This is a genomic window from Flagellimonas okinawensis, assembly GCF_029194005.1.
GTDB lineage: Bacteria > Bacteroidota > Bacteroidia > Flavobacteriales > Flavobacteriaceae > Flagellimonas > Flagellimonas okinawensis.
This window is the reverse complement of sequence record NZ_JARFVA010000010.1, coordinates 1-20,266: the sequence shown is the minus strand read 5'-3', so window position 1 is coordinate 20,266 and position 20,266 is coordinate 1. Positions and strand designations below refer to the sequence as shown.

15 protein-coding genes, 1 tRNA gene and 1 rRNA gene are annotated in these 20,266 nt (G+C 41.3%); 9 read left to right on the top strand and 8 right to left on the bottom strand.

Going from position 1 to position 20,266, the window contains the following annotated elements:
• Positions 1-19: 19 nt before the first annotated feature.
• Both PY091_RS17945 and PY091_RS17940 read right to left on the bottom strand, forming a co-directional pair.
• Positions 20-562, bottom strand: a complete 543-nt coding sequence (locus PY091_RS17945) for a thioredoxin family protein (RefSeq protein WP_275650868.1) — start codon at positions 560-562, stop codon at positions 20-22.
• Between the two features lie 100 nt (positions 563-662).
• Positions 663-1,706: a response regulator transcription factor gene (locus PY091_RS17940; RefSeq protein WP_275650867.1), complete on the bottom strand. Its 1,044-nt coding sequence runs from the start codon at positions 1,704-1,706 to the stop codon at positions 663-665.
• A gap of 93 nt (positions 1,707-1,799) precedes the next feature.
• Between PY091_RS17940 and PY091_RS17935 the strand changes: the two genes are divergently transcribed.
• Positions 1,800-1,955: a YqaE/Pmp3 family membrane protein gene (locus PY091_RS17935; RefSeq protein ID WP_090291467.1), complete on the top strand. Its 156-nt coding sequence runs from the start codon at positions 1,800-1,802 to the stop codon at positions 1,953-1,955.
• 6 nt (positions 1,956-1,961) lie between these two features.
• Here PY091_RS17935 and PY091_RS17930 read toward each other — a convergent pair whose 3' ends face one another.
• Entirely contained in the window at positions 1,962-2,384 is a 423-nt protein-coding gene (locus PY091_RS17930) for a lipocalin-like domain-containing protein (RefSeq protein WP_275650866.1), read from the bottom strand.
• A gap of 187 nt (positions 2,385-2,571) precedes the next feature.
• Between PY091_RS17930 and PY091_RS17925 the strand changes: the two genes are divergently transcribed.
• Together PY091_RS17925 and lipB are read left to right on the top strand one after the other, a co-directional pair.
• The gene (locus tag PY091_RS17925) at positions 2,572-3,309 is read left to right on the top strand and encodes a hypothetical protein (RefSeq protein WP_275650865.1); all 738 of its coding nucleotides are present in this window, start codon (positions 2,572-2,574) and stop codon (positions 3,307-3,309) included.
• 32 nt (positions 3,310-3,341) lie between these two features.
• The gene (gene lipB / locus PY091_RS17920; RefSeq protein WP_275650864.1) at positions 3,342-4,058 is read left to right on the top strand and encodes a lipoyl(octanoyl) transferase LipB; all 717 of its coding nucleotides are present in this window, start codon (positions 3,342-3,344) and stop codon (positions 4,056-4,058) included.
• 21 nt (positions 4,059-4,079) lie between these two features.
• Here lipB and PY091_RS18730 read toward each other — a convergent pair whose 3' ends face one another.
• Entirely contained in the window at positions 4,080-4,733 is a 654-nt protein-coding gene (locus tag PY091_RS18730; RefSeq protein ID WP_417957522.1) for a DUF3667 domain-containing protein, read from the bottom strand.
• A 402-nt stretch (positions 4,734-5,135) separates the two neighbouring features.
• Here PY091_RS18730 and PY091_RS17915 point away from each other — a divergent pair, with 402 nt between their 5' ends.
• Positions 5,136-5,822: a hypothetical protein gene (locus PY091_RS17915; RefSeq protein ID WP_275650863.1), complete on the top strand. Its 687-nt coding sequence runs from the start codon at positions 5,136-5,138 to the stop codon at positions 5,820-5,822.
• A 48-nt stretch (positions 5,823-5,870) separates the two neighbouring features.
• Here the strand turns inward: PY091_RS17915 and PY091_RS17910 are convergent, their stop codons facing one another.
• From PY091_RS17910 to PY091_RS17895, 4 genes are all read right to left on the bottom strand, one after another.
• The gene (locus PY091_RS17910) at positions 5,871-6,563 is read right to left on the bottom strand and encodes a TapB family protein (protein WP_275650862.1); all 693 of its coding nucleotides are present in this window, start codon (positions 6,561-6,563) and stop codon (positions 5,871-5,873) included.
• Between the two features lie 17 nt (positions 6,564-6,580).
• Entirely contained in the window at positions 6,581-7,894 is a 1,314-nt protein-coding gene (locus PY091_RS17905) for an OmpA family protein (RefSeq protein WP_275650861.1), read from the bottom strand.
• 122 nt (positions 7,895-8,016) lie between these two features.
• Positions 8,017-10,470, bottom strand: a complete 2,454-nt coding sequence (locus PY091_RS17900; RefSeq protein ID WP_275650860.1) for a ribonuclease HII — start codon at positions 10,468-10,470, stop codon at positions 8,017-8,019.
• Between the two features lie 29 nt (positions 10,471-10,499).
• Entirely contained in the window at positions 10,500-11,096 is a 597-nt protein-coding gene (locus PY091_RS17895; RefSeq protein WP_275650859.1) for a ribonuclease HII, read from the bottom strand.
• Positions 11,097-11,329: 233 nt separating this feature from the next.
• On the opposite strand from PY091_RS17895, the gene PY091_RS17890 reads away from it, so the two are divergent.
• The 5 genes from PY091_RS17890 to PY091_RS17870 all read left to right on the top strand — a co-directional run bounded on the left by PY091_RS17890 (position 11,330) and on the right by PY091_RS17870 (position 20,226).
• On the top strand, positions 11,330-14,560 hold the full coding sequence (locus PY091_RS17890; protein WP_275650858.1) for a SusC/RagA family TonB-linked outer membrane protein: 3,231 nt from the start codon (positions 11,330-11,332) through the stop codon (positions 14,558-14,560).
• Positions 14,561-14,571: 11 nt separating this feature from the next.
• Entirely contained in the window at positions 14,572-16,053 is a 1,482-nt protein-coding gene (locus PY091_RS17885) for a RagB/SusD family nutrient uptake outer membrane protein (protein ID WP_275650857.1), read from the top strand.
• Between the two features lie 124 nt (positions 16,054-16,177).
• Positions 16,178-18,226 (top strand): putative porin, encoded by a 2,049-nt coding sequence (locus PY091_RS17880; protein WP_275650856.1) that lies wholly within the window; start codon positions 16,178-16,180, stop codon positions 18,224-18,226.
• 294 nt (positions 18,227-18,520) lie between these two features.
• Positions 18,521-20,046: ribosomal RNA gene (locus tag PY091_RS17875) — 16S ribosomal RNA — on the top strand.
• Between the two features lie 106 nt (positions 20,047-20,152).
• Positions 20,153-20,226: transfer RNA gene (locus PY091_RS17870), tRNA-Ile, on the top strand.
• Positions 20,227-20,266: the final 40 nt, after the last annotated feature.

Sequence of the window (20,266 nt, the reverse complement as noted above, 5' to 3'; positions counted from 1 at the left end):
ATCCTTGCCTTGGCCAAACTTAATATGCATAATTGGGCACATAGTCTTTTTCGAATACGATTTGGGTGATGTCTTCTTCCAATGTTTCCAACGGACTTTCAACAATTCTATTGACTTCTTTCCCATCTTTAAAAAAGATGATGGTAGGCACTTTAATTATGTTCATTCCTTTTTCTTCGCCGGTGGGACTGGTCTTGTAATGTCCTTTGCGATAATCCAGAGCAACGATTTCCAGTTGCTCCATGGGATAATCCGCAGCTTCCAATATTTTGATGAATTTGGGGCTTTCCCGCTTACTGTCGCCACACCAAGTGCCCAAAAATAGTTTGATGTTGTATTCCCCTAATTTTTCCTTGAAAAGATTGACCATGGTCTCGTCCGGATGGTAGCTCTCGTATCTGTTTTGGAACCAGTTTCCGTAGGGTTGGGATTGTAAGCCTTCTAAATTGATTTGACCTACCAACAACTGCAAGCCATTTTCGGTAGTGATTTCCTTGTTGAATTGTTGTGCCGATGCACCGATGATGCAAAGCAAAACTAATGATGTGAATACTCGTTTCATGATTTTCCGTGATTTATGGTTTGATGGCCAAATTCACTAAAATCAATGGTCGAAACGATTTTGAAGCGTTGGAAATCGGTACTAGACCGGGGGTTGAAATTTATTTTTTAAAGAGAACGGACATTTCATCCCTAGAGGTGATATCCAGTTTTTTGTACAAATTGTTGATGTGTGTTTTTATGGTGCTGACACTTACAAAAAGCTCGTTGGCAATCTCTTTATTGGTCTTGTTTTCCAGTATCAGGCCAACGATTTTTTGCTCTTGAGGGGTAAGTTTTTCAAGTAAGTGAGAAACGCTGTTCTTTTTTCTTTTGCCGAAGAAAAACAGAACATTCCCTAATAGTGAAACTGCCAAAAGTGCAATGATGGTTCGGTTCCATTTGCTGGATTTCGGGCTGTTGAAGCTGGCCAACTCCTTGTCCGTGGTTATTTCCGCTACATATTGTTGGGTAAATTCAGTCTCTGGGTATGTGGTAATGAGCCGTTCCGATAAGTTCTCGTAGTATTCGTTGTTAGTGAGGTCTTGCAGATAAAACTTAAAGGTTTCATTCCTTTTGTCTGATAAAAAATCGTAGATATAAAGTTCCGCCAAAGGTTCGTTGGTCTCTTCTCCAAAATTGTGAAGGGTTTTGAACCACTTATCCAAATTCAATTTTTTGTTGGCCTCGCTGGGGTAATCTGCAAAGTCGTAGGCCATGTGCTCTTTTAATCCTTCAATTTCCAATAGAAGACCCGATTTAGGATTGGTTGAATTAATGGTACAAAGCGATTGATCTTCGAAAGAAGTCGGGAATTCCAGAGTGTCTTTGTTGTTGGCGATGAAGAGTACGTTTTTGCTGTTGTTGCATTGTCCCAAAAAGTGATTGCCTCCTGTATTGTCCGAACAGCCGTCTAAATGGATGCGATAGATGCGATTTTGATTACTCAGGTTGTTGCCTTCAAAAGAGAAGCGACCCATGGAATCCACCACGGATTTCTGAACAATTTGGTCCAAATATACCCGAGAGGATTTTCGATAGTCTTCCACCAATGATAAGTAAATGGCATTGCCTGCATTTTCTTGGGAAACCTTCCCCGAAAAATGATGCTGCCCAAAAAGAGCATACGAGTTGATGAAAAGTAGGATAAGGACTAAAAACCGCATGTTGTATCCGATTCTGGATAAAAATAGTGGTTTTCTGTAACAAAACTGCCATTTTAACTACCTATAAGTATCATCAATCAAATCATATAATCAATGAGTTTCTGGAGAGTGTTATTGGCCATTTTGTTTCCCCCATTGTCAGTAATCGGCAAGGGATGTGGCTCTATTCTTATCGTTTTTTTATTGACCCTTTGTGGTTGGGTGCCTGGCGTCATTGCTGCTTTGGTCATCTTGAACAACCCCAATTAAATGGGGTTAATCTTCGCGTTCCCAGATTAAGGTGGTTTGGGAAGCATCAAATGTTCGTAAAATCAATTCCGTGCTGGTAAGCTTTAAAATTTCGTAATCGGGATTCATGTAAAAACCGGTATCCCCGGAAATAGAAATGCCTGTTGGATTGGATTGAAACGTATAGGTTACTGTTTTAAGGCCACTAGAGCTGCAGTTCGATTCATACCATTCCGTTAAAATATCTTCTTCATTTAAAAACTCTATAAACGAAAACAGTTGACAGTCTTCCAAATTGACCTCGGACCCATAGGAGGTGGCATTGGTTAAATACCACTTGCCAACAAGCAATTCTTCAGGGGAAAGCTCAGGCTCGGGATTGTTGTCATCGGAGCTACAGGAAGCTAAAAATAGGATGGATAAAACTAAAAGTAGTTTTGAGGTTTTCATGAGGTTGGTGTTTGATTTATAGTGTGTTAGTGAATCAATATAACGTAAAAAAGCCGTTTTTATGATGATGCTCGCACCATTCGTCCAAAATAAGCTTGTCGCGTTGTGGATAAGTACAGATTATGGTACTTTTAACGCCGTTATCTACTATATTAAAATATAGCACACTAACCATAAGCACTACATCATGAAAAAATTACAATTTGCATTCATTGCTGTAATTATATTTTTGGTCGCATCATGTAATTTCACTGAAGAAATCCATTTAAATGAAGATGGGTCTGGAAAGTTGTCCATCAATTTTGATGGTTCCGAGATGATGGACATGGCGGGGGACGAAATGGCCAAAACGAATGAAGAGCCCATAGATTCCATTATATCGTTCAAAGATTTTTTGGAAGAGAAAAAGGACAGTATTTCACAATTACCCCTTGAGGAGCAAGAGAAACTAAAAAAGCTCGAGCCCTTTAATATGAGAATGGTGATGAATCCTGAAGAGAAAACCATGATGTTCAATCTTTTTAGTGAGTTTAAAAACGTCAACGAGGTGAATGATGCTTTTACTGCATTCCAAGATGCCAGTTCCATGGGAGGGAAGGCCAGTCAGCAACAGGGCCCTATGAAGACAGCAGATCAAGCCACCGAGGTGAATTATACCTTTAAAAAAAATAAATTTACCCGTACTGCCAGAATTCTAGATCAAGCTTTGTTTCAACAGCAGTTGGATAGCTTGCAAGGTGCGGAAATGTTTCTTTCTGGGTCAACCTACACGCTGAAATACCACTTTCCAAAAAAGATAAAGTCCACAACAGCAAGTGAAGCAACATTTAGTCAAGATGGTAAATCTTTGATCTATGATGTCGATTTTTTGGAAATGATGAAAAACCCATCAGTACTCGATTTAGAAGTGGAACTGGAGAAATAGTTTCTCATCATTGCGCTTTGTATCTTTGTGGCATGAACAAGAAAGTTGCCCTGCAAGATTTAGGTTTTAAGGATTACAAGGAGACTTGGGACTACCAAGAGGCCTTGTTCAAGGATATTGTGGATACCAAAGTTAAAAACCGACGGGAAGATGCCGGCCTTGAAACTCCCAATCATTTTTTGTTTGTGGAACATCCACATGTGTACACTTTGGGTAAAAGTGGCGATATCAATAATTTATTGGTAGACGAAAAAAAGCTGGCCGAAAAGGGAGCGACTTTTTACAAAATCAATCGTGGCGGTGATATTACCTATCATGGTCCCGGCCAAATTGTGGGTTATCCCATTCTTGATTTGGATAACTTCTTTACCGATATTCACAAATACCTCCGTTTTTTGGAGGAAATGGTCATACTTACATTAGCTGAGTATGGTCTAAAGGCTGAGCGGTCTAAAGGCGAGACCGGGGTTTGGTTGGATGTTGGGACCCCCTTCGCCCGAAAAATATGCGCCATGGGTGTGCGGGCTAGCCGTTGGGTTACCATGCACGGTTTTGCACTTAACGTAAATGCCAACCTAGGTTATTTTGATATGATGATTCCCTGTGGTATCAAGGATAAGGCCGTAACTTCCTTAAATATTGAACTGGGCCAAAAAGAAGTGGATATGTCAGCAGTAAAGGAAAAGCTTCTCAAACATTTTACCGCACTTTTTGAGGCAGAGTTGGTTAAAGAAGGCGCTGGGGTTTAGATTTTCTTCTATTTGGCCAATTCAAATATCCAATGTTCTGTATATATGAAATGTTGAATATATTATTCCTTGGGATATGATGTTGGTGAGAGTAATAATGAATACGATTTTTAAAATACTCCAGAACGATTTGGTCTGATAAAATTGCAGGATTGCGATGGTATACCAAATGCTTATCAACAACCCGATTATTGTGCCAAGTGGACCTAGTAATGAGGGGAAGATTGTAAAGAGCGCTAAGGCCAAAATATAATAAAGCATGGTTTGCCCACTCAAATAAGCGGTCAAAGCCAGATTTTCAACATAATTGGTTTGACGCCTCCGAAAAAACAACCAGATTAGGGAGCCATGGATTGGCCACATTAGCAGTATAAAAATATTAAAGTACTTGAAAGCAAATTGTAAAAGCTCTTTATTATCCGGCTCTATTTTAGAATAATCAAGTGCGACAGTCTCAAACTGCAAAATAAAATATAGTGCTATCGCTACTGTAAGCAGTAAATAGTTGAACGGATTAAAATAGCTCTTTCGCCTACCTGAAACATACTCCCGAGCCACTTTGCCCGGTCTGTACGTCAGATGTTTAATCAAGCGAAGTATTCCTTGATCGGTATTGGTGAGAGAAACCCATAGGTCCTTTAGCAGTTGCTTGAAATTTAATCTACCCAGGCCCATTTTCTGACCACAGTGCGGACAATATGAATGCGTTTCTCCAACAACTTTATTGCAATTTTTACATTTCATCTTGCCATGTAATACTATTTTTTCAGTCTAACGATTAAGTATTACTTCTCTAAGATATGAAATGTCTTCCTTGTTGGCACTTTTGTAATTGGCTTATATTCTTTTCAGAATCTCAAAAAATGAAGGAATTGTTGGGAACAAACAATTTGTTTTCCTTCAGTTGAATTAGTTTGGAGAAATATGCGGGGGCATCCTGCAGCCTCAAATGGGATTGTCCTAAAAATTCTTAACTTACTTCGTACACATATTGGTTGTATTTTGGATCAAATTGGAAATATCATTTTCTTTTGAGTTGATTCCCATCATATGGCCGGTAACTAAATTCAATATACCATGAAACAACTTCTCTTAATTATTGTCTTTGCAGGGGTTTTGATTTCCTGCAAGAATTCGGGTGAAAGCAAAAAAGAACAAGATGGTTCCACTGTTTCTGAAGCCGTAGAGAGCAATACAGCTAATCAAACCGAAACCAATTATGTTACCATTGACTCCGATGAAGCCTTGGTCGCAGCATCTTTAATGGCCGCGCCGGCAGAAAGTAGAGATGGCTGCAAGGTGATCGGCTATAATATGGCAGGTGAGTTTGTTACATTAAGGGAAGGGGATAATGAATTCATTGTCCTTGCCGATAATCCACAACAATCAGGGTTTAATGCAGCTTGCTACCATAAAAGTTTAGAACCTTTTATGGCCAGGGGGAGAGAATTGAGAGCCGAAGGTAAAACTGGTCCGGAGATTTTTGATATTCGTGAAGAAGAGGCGAAATCGGGAAAACTTGATATGGGGAAACCAGGGGCAACCTTGCATATCTATTATGGAGAAAGTGATCAATACAACCCCGAGACCCATGAAGTCGAGGGAGCACATTACCGATATGTGGTTTATCTACCCTTTGCCACAGCAGCTTCTACCGGGCTACCCGAAAAGCCTTTGGGCTCTAATCATCCGTGGATCATGAATCCTGGGACACATAAGGCCCATATTATGATCTCGCCCTTGTTTAAGGACAAGAATGAATAAAAAAACCGAGGTTAGACCTCGGTTTTTATTTAAGTTTTGAAGGGTGAATCATTTACTGAACTGAGTCAACACCATACTTCCCATCAATTTACCTTTTTTGTTGTAGGATTCCTGTTTTACCATTCCAATACCTTCTGCCAACCATGTGCGTGAGGGGAATGTTTGGTTAGCCATCATCATTTTGGTCTTAGTTTCACTATAAATCACATAGCAGTCAAAAGTGCCGGCCGGTGTGGTGACGCTTTCTTGTTTTTCCACCTTACGGTTAATTGTCTCCACGTTGGTGTTCATATTAATGGCTCCTCCCATTTTCATTTTTAATGAGATGTTGGCATCCGGAAGTTCCTGTCCTACGGAAAGGTTGTTGGGCAATTCCACATCGGTCCCAGAGATATCCACTTCCACATCGCCCATTTGGCTGAGCATTTGTTCATTCATTAGGGACTTAAAATCAATTTTCACCACATTGCCGTCGCAGGCGATATCGTAATCGGAAGTGTAGGTGTTGCCTTTTTGGTCCACCATTTCCATCAGCATGGTAGCAGAGGTGCCACTTCCATTATTTTGTACATTGGCGACCTTGTAGTTTATCTGTCCATCTTCCTTCCCTTTTTTATCGTAGTTGGTATATTGTAGACTGGCACCATCGACCAAAGGATAATAGTCGCTACAGTTTGTTTGGGCTTTGGAAACTTGAATTGCCAGCACGGACAAAACAAGTAAAAGGAAATACTTTTTCATGTTTGTGTGTTCTTTTGTTATAGTTTAATGAATTCAACCCTACGGTTTTGTGCTTTGCCTTGCGCAGTATTATTATCGGCCACAGGCTCTGCTTCGCCCTTGCCCGCTGAACTTAGACGTTCTGCGGAAATACCATAAACGGATACCAGTGCTTTTTTAACCGCCTCCGCTCGGTTTTTGGAAAGTGTTATGTTACTTTCATCCGAACCATCGGAATCTGTATGGCCGATGATATTCAGTTTTATGGAACTATCTTGGTTCAGTACTTGGGAAATTTGACGAATAATACCCATGGATTGAGGTAATATATCGGCCGAACCTGAGTTGAAGAGAATACCGTTGGTGGAAATCTTTCCTTCAGACATTAATTTTCTTCTGAGGTCGACACCACCTTCTGCTATTTTTAGGTTGCTAATGAGTACCTGCTCTTGCTTCTTCTGCCTGTCAATACCGTTCACATAGAATTTGATATGGTTGATTAATTCCGGTTTTACGATAAATTGAGGTAGGTCCACAACTTTAACTTCATTCAGCCAGAGACGGTATCTATTTTGGTTAACGGCGATGGATACATGCACCACATCTTTATAAATTTCCCTGAAATCTTGTTGTAAAGTGTTGGCTATAGGGGCAGGGTCACCTCGGAATTCATTTTCCACACGTACGCCAATAGGAATGTATTGGCAAAAATTTAAATTGGCCTTCACATGGTTTTCATTTGTGGTCAACCCACTGGTTTCTGAGAGGTATATGCCCAAGATGGCTCCTGACCCTGTATTTCGTGTCAAGTTTGTGACCTTTAGGTCGAATTCCAGAGTGAAATCATCAGGGAGTGTGTTTCCCAAATTGGGTATGGTAAGGCTTCTATTGGCTACCGAGTACCATTTTCCTGGTATGTCTCCTAGTGTTACAATTTCGCCTGATCCATTGGTATTCCATTTGGAAGGGAAATCACCCATGAAATCATCGTTGAAATCATCGAAAAAGATGGGTTTGTCCCCAGGGACATAGTCGAATTTGCTGTAGACTTCAATGGTCTTGGGACCTGTAGAAACCGGCGTACCAGTTGATGTGTTGCCCTCAGCACCTGGAATGTTTTCGTTTCCTGGAGTATTGCCGGGAACTTGTTTGCCACCCGACCCTGGTTCCAAAATACTATCGAGTGCTTGATCAGTTTTTTTTGTGGTTTCCTTTTCTACACGTCTTTCTACTGTACGTTCAGCTGCCTTTTCGGCTTTTTTGGCCAATTTTTTGAAAAATTGTGCCTCACCGCTATGGCCCAATAATAGGGCAAAGGACAAACAATAGAATAGTTTGCTTGAGGTTTTCATTGTAGAGTGTTTTAGTTTGTTGAAATAGAAATTCTGTTCAAACTACTAAAACATGGCCCTCTTGCCCTTTAAAAATGTATGTATCGTAGCAACTATTGTATATGTAGCGTTGCTGTGCGTTGTTAATTTATCTTATAAACAATCAGTGAGTTGTCTTGGTCTTTGGCAACCAATTCCAGTTTTCTGTCATTGTCCATATCCGTTAGATCGATCAAAGAGCTGCCAAAAACAGGGAAGTTTGGAATTGGCTCTGCTTGACTATCGTACAAATAGATTTTATGGTTTTGGATGTCGGTAACAGCCACATATATTTTATCGTAGATGTAAAATATTTTGGGTTTTGAATACACGCCAAGTTCCAATTCTACCTTTTTGCCTTTAATGCTCAAAATATTGTCATCCATAAAAACCAAGGTATTGCTTGTGGCATAGAATCCATGGTCTGGATTCAGGTTAAAATTGGTTGCTACCAGTTTGCCATTGGTATCAATTTGATGGAGCACCCCGGTTTTATTGGTGACCGAAAATTTATCCTTGTACAAAAAGACTTCGTTGTTCGAAAAGTCAATTTTTTCGGAAACTTTGATTCGGTCGCTGCCCACCCTGTGTAAAATCCGCAAAGTGCTATTGTCCTGTTTAAAGACAAGATAATCCTTATTGCCAACCCTAAAATGTTTGGGTGCTCCCAAAATATTGCCAGGTGCTTTTTTAAACGTAAAGCCATTTACAATTTTAGCTTGGTTGTTGTACATGTATACATTTTGACCCTGGGTTACAACAAAGCGATAGTTCCTACTTCCATCATAATCAAAAACTGCCAATGGGTTAAGGTTGCCGCCCTCATAGTCTATTTTAAATGGAGGTACGTCTTCACCATTGCGATCAAGCACTATAAATTGGTTGTTGGTGGTAAAAGCTAGCTGTAGTTTTCCATTTTTATAAATGTCTACCTGTATAATATCCCCTTGTATCCTGCCTTCCAGTTCTTTTGTCCAAAGTACTTTTCCATCAGTGGAAATTAAATAGAGTACATTGTTTTGGTCCTGAACCACAATTTCATGTTGTTTGGTCCTGTGGTTTTTGACAAACTGGGGGTCGGTGGCAAGATCGGTGTTCAATTCCAATGTAAATAGGGGGGACACCGTATTACGTTCCTGGTTCTTTTCAATTTTTGAGGCCAATAAATTAAAGTGTCCAAAACCGTTGTCCATTACAATCTGTGACGCAAATACTTGGTCTGAGAGGTCTTTTTCTTCGATGTCTTTGGAAACTTCGGCAACCAGTTCTTGTTCCGCTAAAAAATCTATTCCTGATGCCTTGGAGACAAACAGCATGCTGGATTCGTTGGCAAGTGAAGACTCTGCAGTAATAAATCCTTGGTCGGACTCAAAGGAGGATGAACTTTTATGATTACTGATTATGGTCTGTAATGCCTCTTTCTCTTGCGAAAAAATAAAACTGTTTTCCAATAGGGCGCAGTAGTTGGACTCAAAGTTTTTGATCAAAGGAGTAAAGCCTTCCTCTACAAGGTTTTTTTTGTCCAATGTTAGAATTTCACTTCCTTGATATTGTTCTGAAGCAGTTTGGTGGCTATCCAGATAATCATAAATCCCCTCCGTTCCATATGATTTTAGTAAAACCACTTTTTGATTGTTCATGTATATCAGCCCCACTTCTTCAATCGTGTTAAAGAGTGAATCGGTTTTCTTGACACGGTCCAGATAGGTGTTTTGGTTGGCCGCGAATTTTTGGTAATCATCAAAAGTATACGAAAGAATGGCCTGGGCATTCAATGGCGCATAAGATGGCGTTTTGTTGATCAAAGGATTGGTGTCCTTGAATAAATTGATAAAAGATTTGGTGGAATCAGGCGCCATGGCCACACCGTTAAGATTTACCTCGTCCGAATTGGCTGTAAAATCCAATGAAACCCAAGACGAGAAAGGTTCTTGTTCCGTGTTTTCTTCTTTTAGAGCAAGAATGGAAATATTATTGGATGGATTTATAAAAAAAGTAGCGGATTTATCGGATGAACTTGCGTCGTATAGTTTTTTTAAGGTGGGGTCTATCACCGAGTTTTTGCTGGTCCGTATAAGGTTTTCCATGAGCATTATGGATGAACTTAGCAGTACCTCCTTGTTCTTTTGTAAACTATGCACCTCAAGACCATCAAGATTATATTTGGTAATGGTTGCTCCTTCATAGGTTAGTGTTTCCACGGTTTTGTTCGTTACACTGTCCACTGAAAAAAGGCCTGGGCTGTTTTTGGCGACCAAAACATAGTCGTAATTGTCCTTGCCAACTTCATAAAACGCAAGAATACAGGTTTGATCTGTAGACAGGTGATCCAATCCTGCTGTAGTGCTTGAAATGTTGTCAAGATGGGAAAAACCTTCAATACTTTTTAATAGTGAATTGTTCTTTAGTTCACTTTTAAAATTGGTCAGGTTGTTAATTTTAAGAACGAGTGCAGGGTCGGGGGGCAAATGTTCCAAAAGGGAGTCGGTGGTCTTTACCTCTTTTGTACAGGATAGGATAAAAATGGGGAGCAAACAAAAAAGTGCCTTAATTCTCATTCTTGAAGTTTGACACAAAGTTAGGATTTTTAAATATCCAGTGTCAACTGATCGGGCAGTTGTCGAAAGCTTTTTCTATGATATTTGGTAATCCCATATTTTTTTATCGCCTCCCGGTGTTCTTTAGTGGGGTATCCTTTGTTCTTTTTCCAATTGTACATAGGAAACTCCTCATGGATTTTTGCCATATATTCATCTCGATAGGTTTTTGCCAGAACAGATGCTGCGGCGATGCTCATGTATTTACCGTCCCCTTTAATAATGCACTCGTGCTCAATTTCCGGGTAGGGTTTAAATCTGTTCCCGTCCACAATTATAAATTCTGGAGCTGGCTGCAATTGTTCTATTGCCCGGTGCATTGCTAAAAAGGAAGCGTTCAATATGTTTATTTCATCGATTTCGTCCTGAAAAACATGGCAAACAGAAAAAGAAACAGCCTCAATTTCCAATATTGGCCTAAGTAAAGTGCGCTTGGTTTCGGACAATTGTTTTGAGTCGTTCAATATATCGTTGCTGAAACTTTTTGGTAATGTAATCGCCGCTGCCGTAACAGGACCGGCCAAACAACCTCTTCCCGCTTCATCCGTTCCTGCCTCCAAATGTGTTCGATAACATGATTTTAACATACAACCGAAAATTTAACAGATAGGGCATATAAAAAAAACGTAATCATCAATAAAAAGTTAAAAAAATTCCTACATGCCCAATAAATAAGGGTTTGGCGTAAGAATAATGTGTTAAAATTATGAAAAAATCTGACTGTGTTCCGCTTGTTTAGCGACCTGCAAGGTTGTTAATTTTTTTGAATATTAACTTTTTATATTGATTTTTGAGCGGACTAATTCAAAAAATGAAATAAATGAAAGCTAAGTTAGCATGGATGCTGACACCTTTCTTGGTGTTGTGCATGTCTTTCTCTTTTGGACAAGAGAAAACAGTTTCAGGTAACGTGACGGACCAAACGGGTCTGCCTCTTCCTGGTGTTTCCATTGTCGTTGTAGGAACGTCTAATGGTACACAAACAGATTTCGATGGAAACTTCTCCATCTCAGCTTCCGAAGGTCAAACTTTACGTTTCAGCTACCTCGGACAAAAAACAGTAGAAAGATTGGTGGGCTCCTCTTCCACTATTAATGTGCAAATGGAAGATGATGCACAAGCACTAGAAGAGGTAGTGGTTGTTGGTTATGGTACCACAACTAAACAAGCATTTGCCGGTACGGCATCTGTTGTAGAAGCGGAAGCTTTGGAGGTTAAGTCCTTTTCAAACGTTTCTCAGGCATTGGCCGGTGAGGTTGCGGGTGTTACCGTAATCAACACTTCTGGTCAGCCAGGTACTTCTTCAACCATTCGTGTAAGGGGTTACGGTTCCGTTAACGGTAACAGAGATCCTTTATATGTAGTGGATGGTGTTCCTTTTACAGGAAGTATCAACTCTATTAACCCTGCGGACATTAAAACCACAACTGTACTTAAGGATGCTACTGCAACCGCTATTTACGGTTCTCGTGGTGCGAATGGTGTAATCTTGATTACTACCAAGACCGGTTCTGCAACTGAATCTTATGTTGAGGTAGATGTGAAGTCTGGTTTCAACATGCAGTTGATCCCAAGATACGATGTGATCAGGTCTCCTGAAGAGTACATTGGTTATGTATGGGAAGGTATCCGCAACGGTGCGGCATTGGATGGTGCTGAAGACCCTGTTGCTTTTGCCAACGCCAACTTGTTTTCTTTGAATTATGTGCACCCAGGTTACAACATGTGGAACGTTGCTGATGGTGGTGAGTTGATCGACCCAGCTACAAGTACTGTAAGACCAGGGGTAACAAGAAGATATACTCCTCAAAGATATTCTGATTTGGCTTTCGATGCTGCGATCAGAACTGAGACCAACCTTAGAATGGGTGGTGGAGATGAGAAGAGCAAGTATTTTACTTCTATCGGTTACTTGGATGATAACGGATACGCCCTGAACACAGGTTACCAGAGATATACTGCTAGGTTGAACGCTGACTCACAAGTTAAAAAGTGGTTGAAAGTTGGTGTTAACGCTGGTTACGCTTTCTCTAAAAGTAAAAACAACGGTCAGACCAATGGTTCTGAAAACTTGTTTGAATTTGCCGATAAAATGGCTCCTATCTTCCCAGTATTCCTAAGGGATGAAAACTACCAATTGGTTGAAGATCCAATTTTTGGTGGATATCAATACGATTATGGTACAGCTTCTGGATACAGATCTAGACCAAATGCTGACCAGTTGAACCCGATTGCTTCTGCTTTGTACGATTTTGTTGGTACAGACAGACATGAGGTTAACGGAAACTTCTCTTTGGATTTCAATATCGCTAAAGGATTGACTTTTGAAACTCGTTTTGGTGCGCAGTTTGCAACAGAGCGTTACAAGTCGTTTACCAACCCATTCTATGGTGGTGGTATTTCTACTGGTGGTGACCTTTTCCAGAGAGATAGAAACTTCTTGACCACTAACTTCTTGAAGTTGTTGCGTTACCAAACTGAGTTCGGTAACCACTCTTTCGAAGCTCTTGTGGCTCATGAGAACAACCAGTTCGAAAGAGAAGAAAGTGTTGCTTCCAAGAGATTGGCAGTACACCCTAACATTTATGAGTTGAACAACTTTGTTGTGTCTCAAGGACCTCCTTCTGGATTCTCAAGAGGATACAGTATTGAATCATACTTCGGTCAGGTAAACTACGATTACGATAAGAAATATTTCTTGACTGGATCTATCCGTAGAGACGGTTCTTCAAGATTTATCAATGAGAAATGGGGTACCTTCGGATCTATTGGTGCTGCATGGGTTATCACTAACGAAGACTTCATGGCAGGTAACGGTGTTTTTGATTTCTTGAAATTGAAAGCTTCTTACGGTATCACAGGTGACCAAGCTGTGGATGATGATTATTACGTAGCTTATGATACTTACGATATCAACAACTTGAACGATCAGATTTCCCTATCTATTAGAGATAACGGAAACCCAGATTTGACTTGGGAGACTTCTAAAATGTTCCAGACTGGTGTTGAATTTGGATTGGGAAGATATTTGGATGGTGTTGTTGATTTCTACAGCAAAAAGACAGATAACTTGATTTTCTCAAGAAGGGTAGGACCTTCTCAAGGTATTGCGATCGTAACAGTAAACGATGGTGAATTGTTGAACCAAGGTGTTGAATTTAACCTTACAGGTCACATCTTTGACAAAGAAGATTTCAAATTGGACTTGTCTATCAACGGATCACACATCAACAACGAAATTTTGACAATGCCTATCGAGCCTTCAACAGGCGAGCCTAGAATCTTGGATACTTCTTCTTCTCCTTACGGATACTCAGAAGGAAGCTCTATCTACGATTTCTACGTAAGAGAGTGGGCTGGTGTTAACCCAGAAAATGGTGTTGGACAATACTACCAGTACTTCAACGATGCTAACGGAAACGGAACATTGGACGATGGTGAAGATGGTATTGCTGATATGGTGGCTTACTTGGATGAAAATCCAGATGCTAACGTAGCTAGACAAACAACAGAGACTTACGCAGATGCCACTCAGAAATATGTTGGTAAATCTGGTATTCCTGATTTGTTTGGTGCTTTCAGATTGGCAGCTCAAGTTAAAAACTTCGACTTTTCTGCACAGTTCACCTACAGTGTAGGTGGTTGGGCTATGGATAACCAATACTCAGAATTGATGAGTGATAACTTTGGTGCAGCTTCTACTAACTTCCACAAGGATATTGCCCAAAGATGGCAAAACCCTGGTGATGTTACAGATGTACCTCGTTTGGACGATGCTACAGGACAGGACCAAAGGGTTAACTCTACAAGATGGTTGACAAGCACTGATTACATCGCATTCAACAATGCTAAAATCGGATACACCCTTCCACGTAAGGATATCGAGAAAATGGGCTTGAAAAATGTGAACATTTGGTTGGCTGGTGACAACTTGGCCATCAAGACAGCTAGACAAGGTTTCAATCCTTCTGTAAGGGAAAATGGTGCTTCTGCAAGAAGAATCTATGCTCCTTTGACAACGGTAACCTTGGGTGTAAGAGTTAAATTTTAGAAAAAAACGTTATGAAAAACAGTAATATAAAAATTTCGGTTATAGCCTCGCTATTGTTATTGGCGGGCTGTGGTAAGGACTTTTTGGACGAGCAACCGTCCGAGTTCTTGACGCAAGAGCAAGTTGGGGAAGCGGCTGCCGTTAACCCAGCAGTAATTGAAGGAACTATTTCCGGTATCTATTCTACAATGTTCGCCACTCAGAGTGGTGGTACTACAAACCACGATGATTTTGGTCATAAAGGATACGATATCTATGGTGATATGCTTTCTGGTGATATGGCACTTTCTGTAAGTACATATGGTTGGTATAGAGCTGATATTACCGAGTTCCAAGCAACACAGGATTTTACCAGAACTAGAAACTACATGCCTTGGAGGTTTTACTACCGAATTGTGCGTTCAGCTAACTTGGTGATCGATGCATTGGGTGGAAATGATTTTGTTCCTGAATTGGAAGAAAACAGATATTTGATGGGCCAGGCGAAGACACTTCGTGCTCATGCTTATTTCTACTTGACCCAATACTATGCGAACTCTTACGATCCTTCAGCTGAGATATTGCCTATTTACGATAGCCCAGATGATTTGAACGGACCTAAAGTAACTACAGCGGAGATCTATGCTTTAATGGAGAAAGACCTTAATGAGTCTATTTCTTTGTTGGATGGCTTTTCAAGAAGTTCTAAAAGCCAAGTGGATAAAACTGTAGCTCAAGGAGTACTTGCATATGTATTGGCCTCTAAAGGTGACAGCCACCAAGAAGTTATGGATTTAACTGAGGAAGTGATCAATAACGGTGGTTATACACTAATGAACTCTGAAGAAATTCTTGGAGGATTCAACGATTTGAATACTTCTGGATGGATGTGGGGTGTTGACCTTACAGTAGATACAGGACTTGGTCTTGTTTCTTGGTGGGGACAAATGGACCTATTTACATATAGCTATGCATGGGCAGGTGATGCCAAGGCAATGGATTCCGATCTATATGCTGCCATTCCTGCAGATGATGCTCGTAAAGGTCAGTTCGCAGAACCAACTGGTGGGTACACAGATTTGATGCCAATCAACAAGTTCTACGCTCCGGACAGAGTAATCGGTGGGCAGGCAAACATTACAACTGATTATGTGTATTTAAGAGTTGCTGAAATGTACCTATTGCACGCTGAAGCTGCTGCTAAAGCTGGTAACGATGCTGCTGCAAGAACTATTCTTAAGGCATTGTTGGACGAGAGATTGCCTAGCTCTGCTTATGTAGATGGACTTTCTGGACAAGCACTTTTGGATGAGATCTACCTACAGACTCGTATCGAGCTTTGGGGTGAAGGTAAGAGCTACCTTTCTCTAAAGAGAAATCAGGGTACCGTTGTTAGAGGTGCAAACCACCTTTCTAACGTAGGAACACCTATCAGCTACGATGATGAAAGGTTGACTTTTGAGATTCCTCAATCAGAAATTCAGAACAACCCTTCTATTTCAACTCAGAACTAGTCAAGGTTTGTTACTATAATATTTCAATGAAAGCCCCGCCAATTGGCGGGGCTTTTTTGTGTAATAAAGTTTTCACATTTCTTTAGAAACAAAACTTTTACCTTTGCCCAACCAATTTCGTGGAATGAGAATTATACTATTCACCCTTTTCATTTTCTTTGGCCATTCGGTCATGGCACAACAAGATTCCTTGCCGCCTACAAAACAAGTCGATTCTTTGCAGTTGAATAAGAAAGATTCGTTACAGGTAAAATCCAAAGATGCAATCAAAAAGGATTCCGTCAAGACTAAAATAAAGGGGGAAAAACCCGGAAAGTTGAGTGTCAAAGCAAAAGATTCCGTTAGTATCAAGGACTATAAGATAATATCTTACGAAAGGGATACTACTTATTTGGATACTACGCTCACTATAAAAAAGGAGTATAAGTACAATTACCTTAGACGGGATGACTTTGAGTTAATGCCTTTTGCCAATATGGGGCAACCGTACAATGAACTTGGCAAGAGCTTTTCCAGTGGCTCTTATTATCCTAAAATTGGGGCTGCCGCCAAACATCCAGGATATTTTGAAAAGGAAGATATAGACTATTACAACGTTCCCACTCCAGTGACGGAACTAATGTTTAAGACCTCCTTTGAACAAGGTCAATATTTAGATGCGTTGCTAACATTCAATGTTTCCAAACGGTTAAATGCTTCGGTGGCCTATAATGGATTCAGGTCTCTAGGAAAATATAGGTACGAAGAAGCGCAGGATGGAAAGTTTCGGGTCACCTTTAATTATCAGAGCGAGAACGAACGATATTTACTGAGAGGGCATATAGCTGCACAGGAAATGCAAAGTGAAGAAAATGGAGGGTTGCAGGACCGTAGCCAGTTTGAAGATGACCTGCCGGATTTTCAAGATAGGGCAAAGATAGATTTGCTCTATACCAATGCCAATAATAGGATTCTGGGTAAAAGGTATTATTTGGACCATCAGTATAGGTTGGTGCGTCATAAAAAAGATTCAACAGATAACGATCCCACAACTTTGGCATTGGGACACGAGTTCAGTTACGAGAGCAAATTGTACGATTTTGAGCAATCCAATGGTAACGCTTCATTGGGCAGTGACCCGTTTTTAACACCCATCGAGGACCGTGCAAGGCTCAAAACAATGTTGAACCGGGGTTTTGTCGAGTTTTCAAATAGAACGCTGGGCAAGCTGTCGGGAAATGTAAGTTTATATAACTACAACTACTATTTCAATAGTATACTCATTACAGAAGCGGGGACTATCCAAAATAAATTACAAGGAGATGAAATTTCTGTGGGAGGTGCATATGTGAATAATTTTGGACCCTTATATCTCAAGGGTAATGTGAATTATACCATTGTGGGAGACCTCACGGGCAATAATTTTGATGCTATGGCCAGGTATAAGTTGAATGACAACAACAGTGTAACCGGGGCCATACATATTTCATCACGTATGCCGGATTTTAATTATCTGTTGTATCAAAGTGATTATAGAAATTTCAACTGGCAAAATAACGCTGCGTTCGAAAAAGTGAACACTCAGAGTATAAAGTTCGCATTCGACTCCAAAAACTTTGGTCTCTTAGAGGCTGAGTACAGTGCTCTAGATAATTACACCTACTTCGCTTCTACTGCAACCGAGGACCAAATAGTATCAGGTCTGGAAAACGCATTTGTAAGGCCTTTTCAAGAATCGGGAACCATAAATCATTTAAAGGTTAAGTATCAAAAAGAGCTCAAGTGGAGAAAATGGGCGCTCATGAATACCGTAATGTATCAAAATGTCACCCAGGATAATCAAGTGCTCAATTTGCCAGAAGTGGTTACTCGGAATAGTTTGTATTTTTCCAGCGATGTGTTTAAAAAGGCCATGTTTCTGCAAACAGGTGTTACCTTCAAATATTTCACTTCATATAATATGAATGCCTACAACCCTTTATTGGGCGAATTCTATATTCAGAATAATGAAGAACTCGGAGGATATCCATTATTGGATTTTTTTATAAATGCCAAGGTGAAACAAACAAGGATTTATCTTAAAGCGGAACACCTAAATTCTCTTTTTTCCGAGCCCAATTATTATGCTGCGCCCAATTACCCATATCGAGATTTCGTGATCAGATTTGGGCTGGTGTGGAATTTCTTCTCATAAAATATGTTAAGAAGGAAAAAAGGAAAACCTGAAAAACAAGCACTTATAAATTAATTGATTTTTTTTCGAAAAAAAATAGCAAAAACATTTTGTGGTAAGAAAATAACGTGCGTATATTTGCACCCGCTTAGCTGATAAGGCAGGGCGCTTCCGAGAGACCGAAAGGATGATTTTGGAAGTAAAAAAAGACAAAAAGTTCATATACATATTGTAACGACAGCGTAGAATTAAGAACAAACCATTTTGATGCGAGGGCTCGGATATTTCGGGTGTCGGACAGACATTCAAGGAAATACAATGAAGAGTTTGATCCTGGCTCAGGATGAACGCTAGCGGCAGGCCTAACACATGCAAGTCGAGGGGTAACAGGGAAAAGCTTGCTTTTTTGCTGACGACCGGCGCACGGGTGCGGAACGCGTATGGAACCTGCCCCTGTCAGGGGAATAGCCCAGGGAAACTTGGATTAATGCCCCATAGTATCGGGATATCGCATGATATTCCGATTAAAGATTTATCGGACAGGGATGGCCATGCGTACCATTAGTTAGATGGTGAGGTAACGGCTCACCATGGCAGCGATGGTTAGGGGCCCTGAGAGGGGGATCCCCCACACTGGTACTGAGACACGGACCAGACTCCTACGGGAGGCAGCAGTGAGGAATATTGGACAATGGGCGGGAGCCTGATCCAGCCATGCCGCGTGCAGGATGACGGCCCTATGGGTTGTAAACTGCTTTTATACGGGAAGAAACGCACCTACGTGTAGGTGTCTGACGGTACCGTAAGAATAAGGACCGGCTAACTCCGTGCCAGCAGCCGCGGTAATACGGAGGGTCCGAGCGTTATCCGGAATCATTGGGTTTAAAGGGTCCGTAGGCGGGCCTGTAAGTCAGGGGTGAAAGTTTGTGGCTCAACCATAAAATTGCCTTTGATACTGCAGGTCTTGAGTCATGGTGGGGTTGCCGGAACATGTGGTGTAGCGGTGAAATGCATAGATATCACATAGAACACCGATCGCGAAGGCAGGTGACCAACCATGTACTGACGCTGATGGACGAAAGCGTGGGTAGCGAACGGGATTAGATACCCCGGTAGTCCACGCCGTAAACGATGGATACTAGCTGTGGGGACTTCGGTCTCCGTGGCCAAGCGAAAGTGATAAGTATCCCACCTGGGGAGTACGTTCGCAAGAATGAAACTCAAAGGAATTGACGGGGGCCCGCACAAGCGGTGGAGCATGTGGTTTAATTCGATGATACGCGAGGAACCTTACCAGGGCTTAAATGCAGGCTGCATGGGGTAGAGATACCCCTTTCTTCGGACTGCCTGCAAGGTGCTGCATGGTTGTCGTCAGCTCGTGCCGTGAGGTGTCAGGTTAAGTCCTATAACGAGCGCAACCCCTACCGTTAGTTGCCAGCATGTCAAGATGGGGACTCTAACGGGACTGCCGGTGCAAACCGTGAGGAAGGTGGGGACGACGTCAAATCATCACGGCCCTTACGTCCTGGGCTACACACGTGCTACAATGGCCGGTACAGAGGGAAGCCACCCCGCAAGGGGGCGCGGATCTACAAAACCGGTCACAGTTCGGATCGGGGTCTGCAACTCGACCCCGTGAAGCTGGAATCGCTAGTAATCGGATATCAGCCATGATCCGGTGAATACGTTCCCGGGCCTTGTACACACCGCCCGTCAAGCCATGGAAGCCGGGAGTGCCTGAAGTCCGTCACCGAGAGGAGCGGCCTAGGGCAAAATCGGTAACTAGGGCTAAGTCGTAACAAGGTAGCCGTACCGGAAGGTGCGGCTGGAACACCTCCTTTCTAGAGAAAGAGACGCCCGGATGTCCGGGTCCTGCACGAGGTGGTTGTTACGTTTTGCGCTGTCGTTTATAATATGTTACAAATACTGGCGATAAAAGGCCAAGACAGTCTCATAGCTCAGCTGGTTAGAGCGCTACACTGATAATGTAGAGGTCGGCAGTTCGAGTCTGCCTGAGACTACGATGAAAAAGTTCATTGAGTACTGAAATTAGGAAATTCT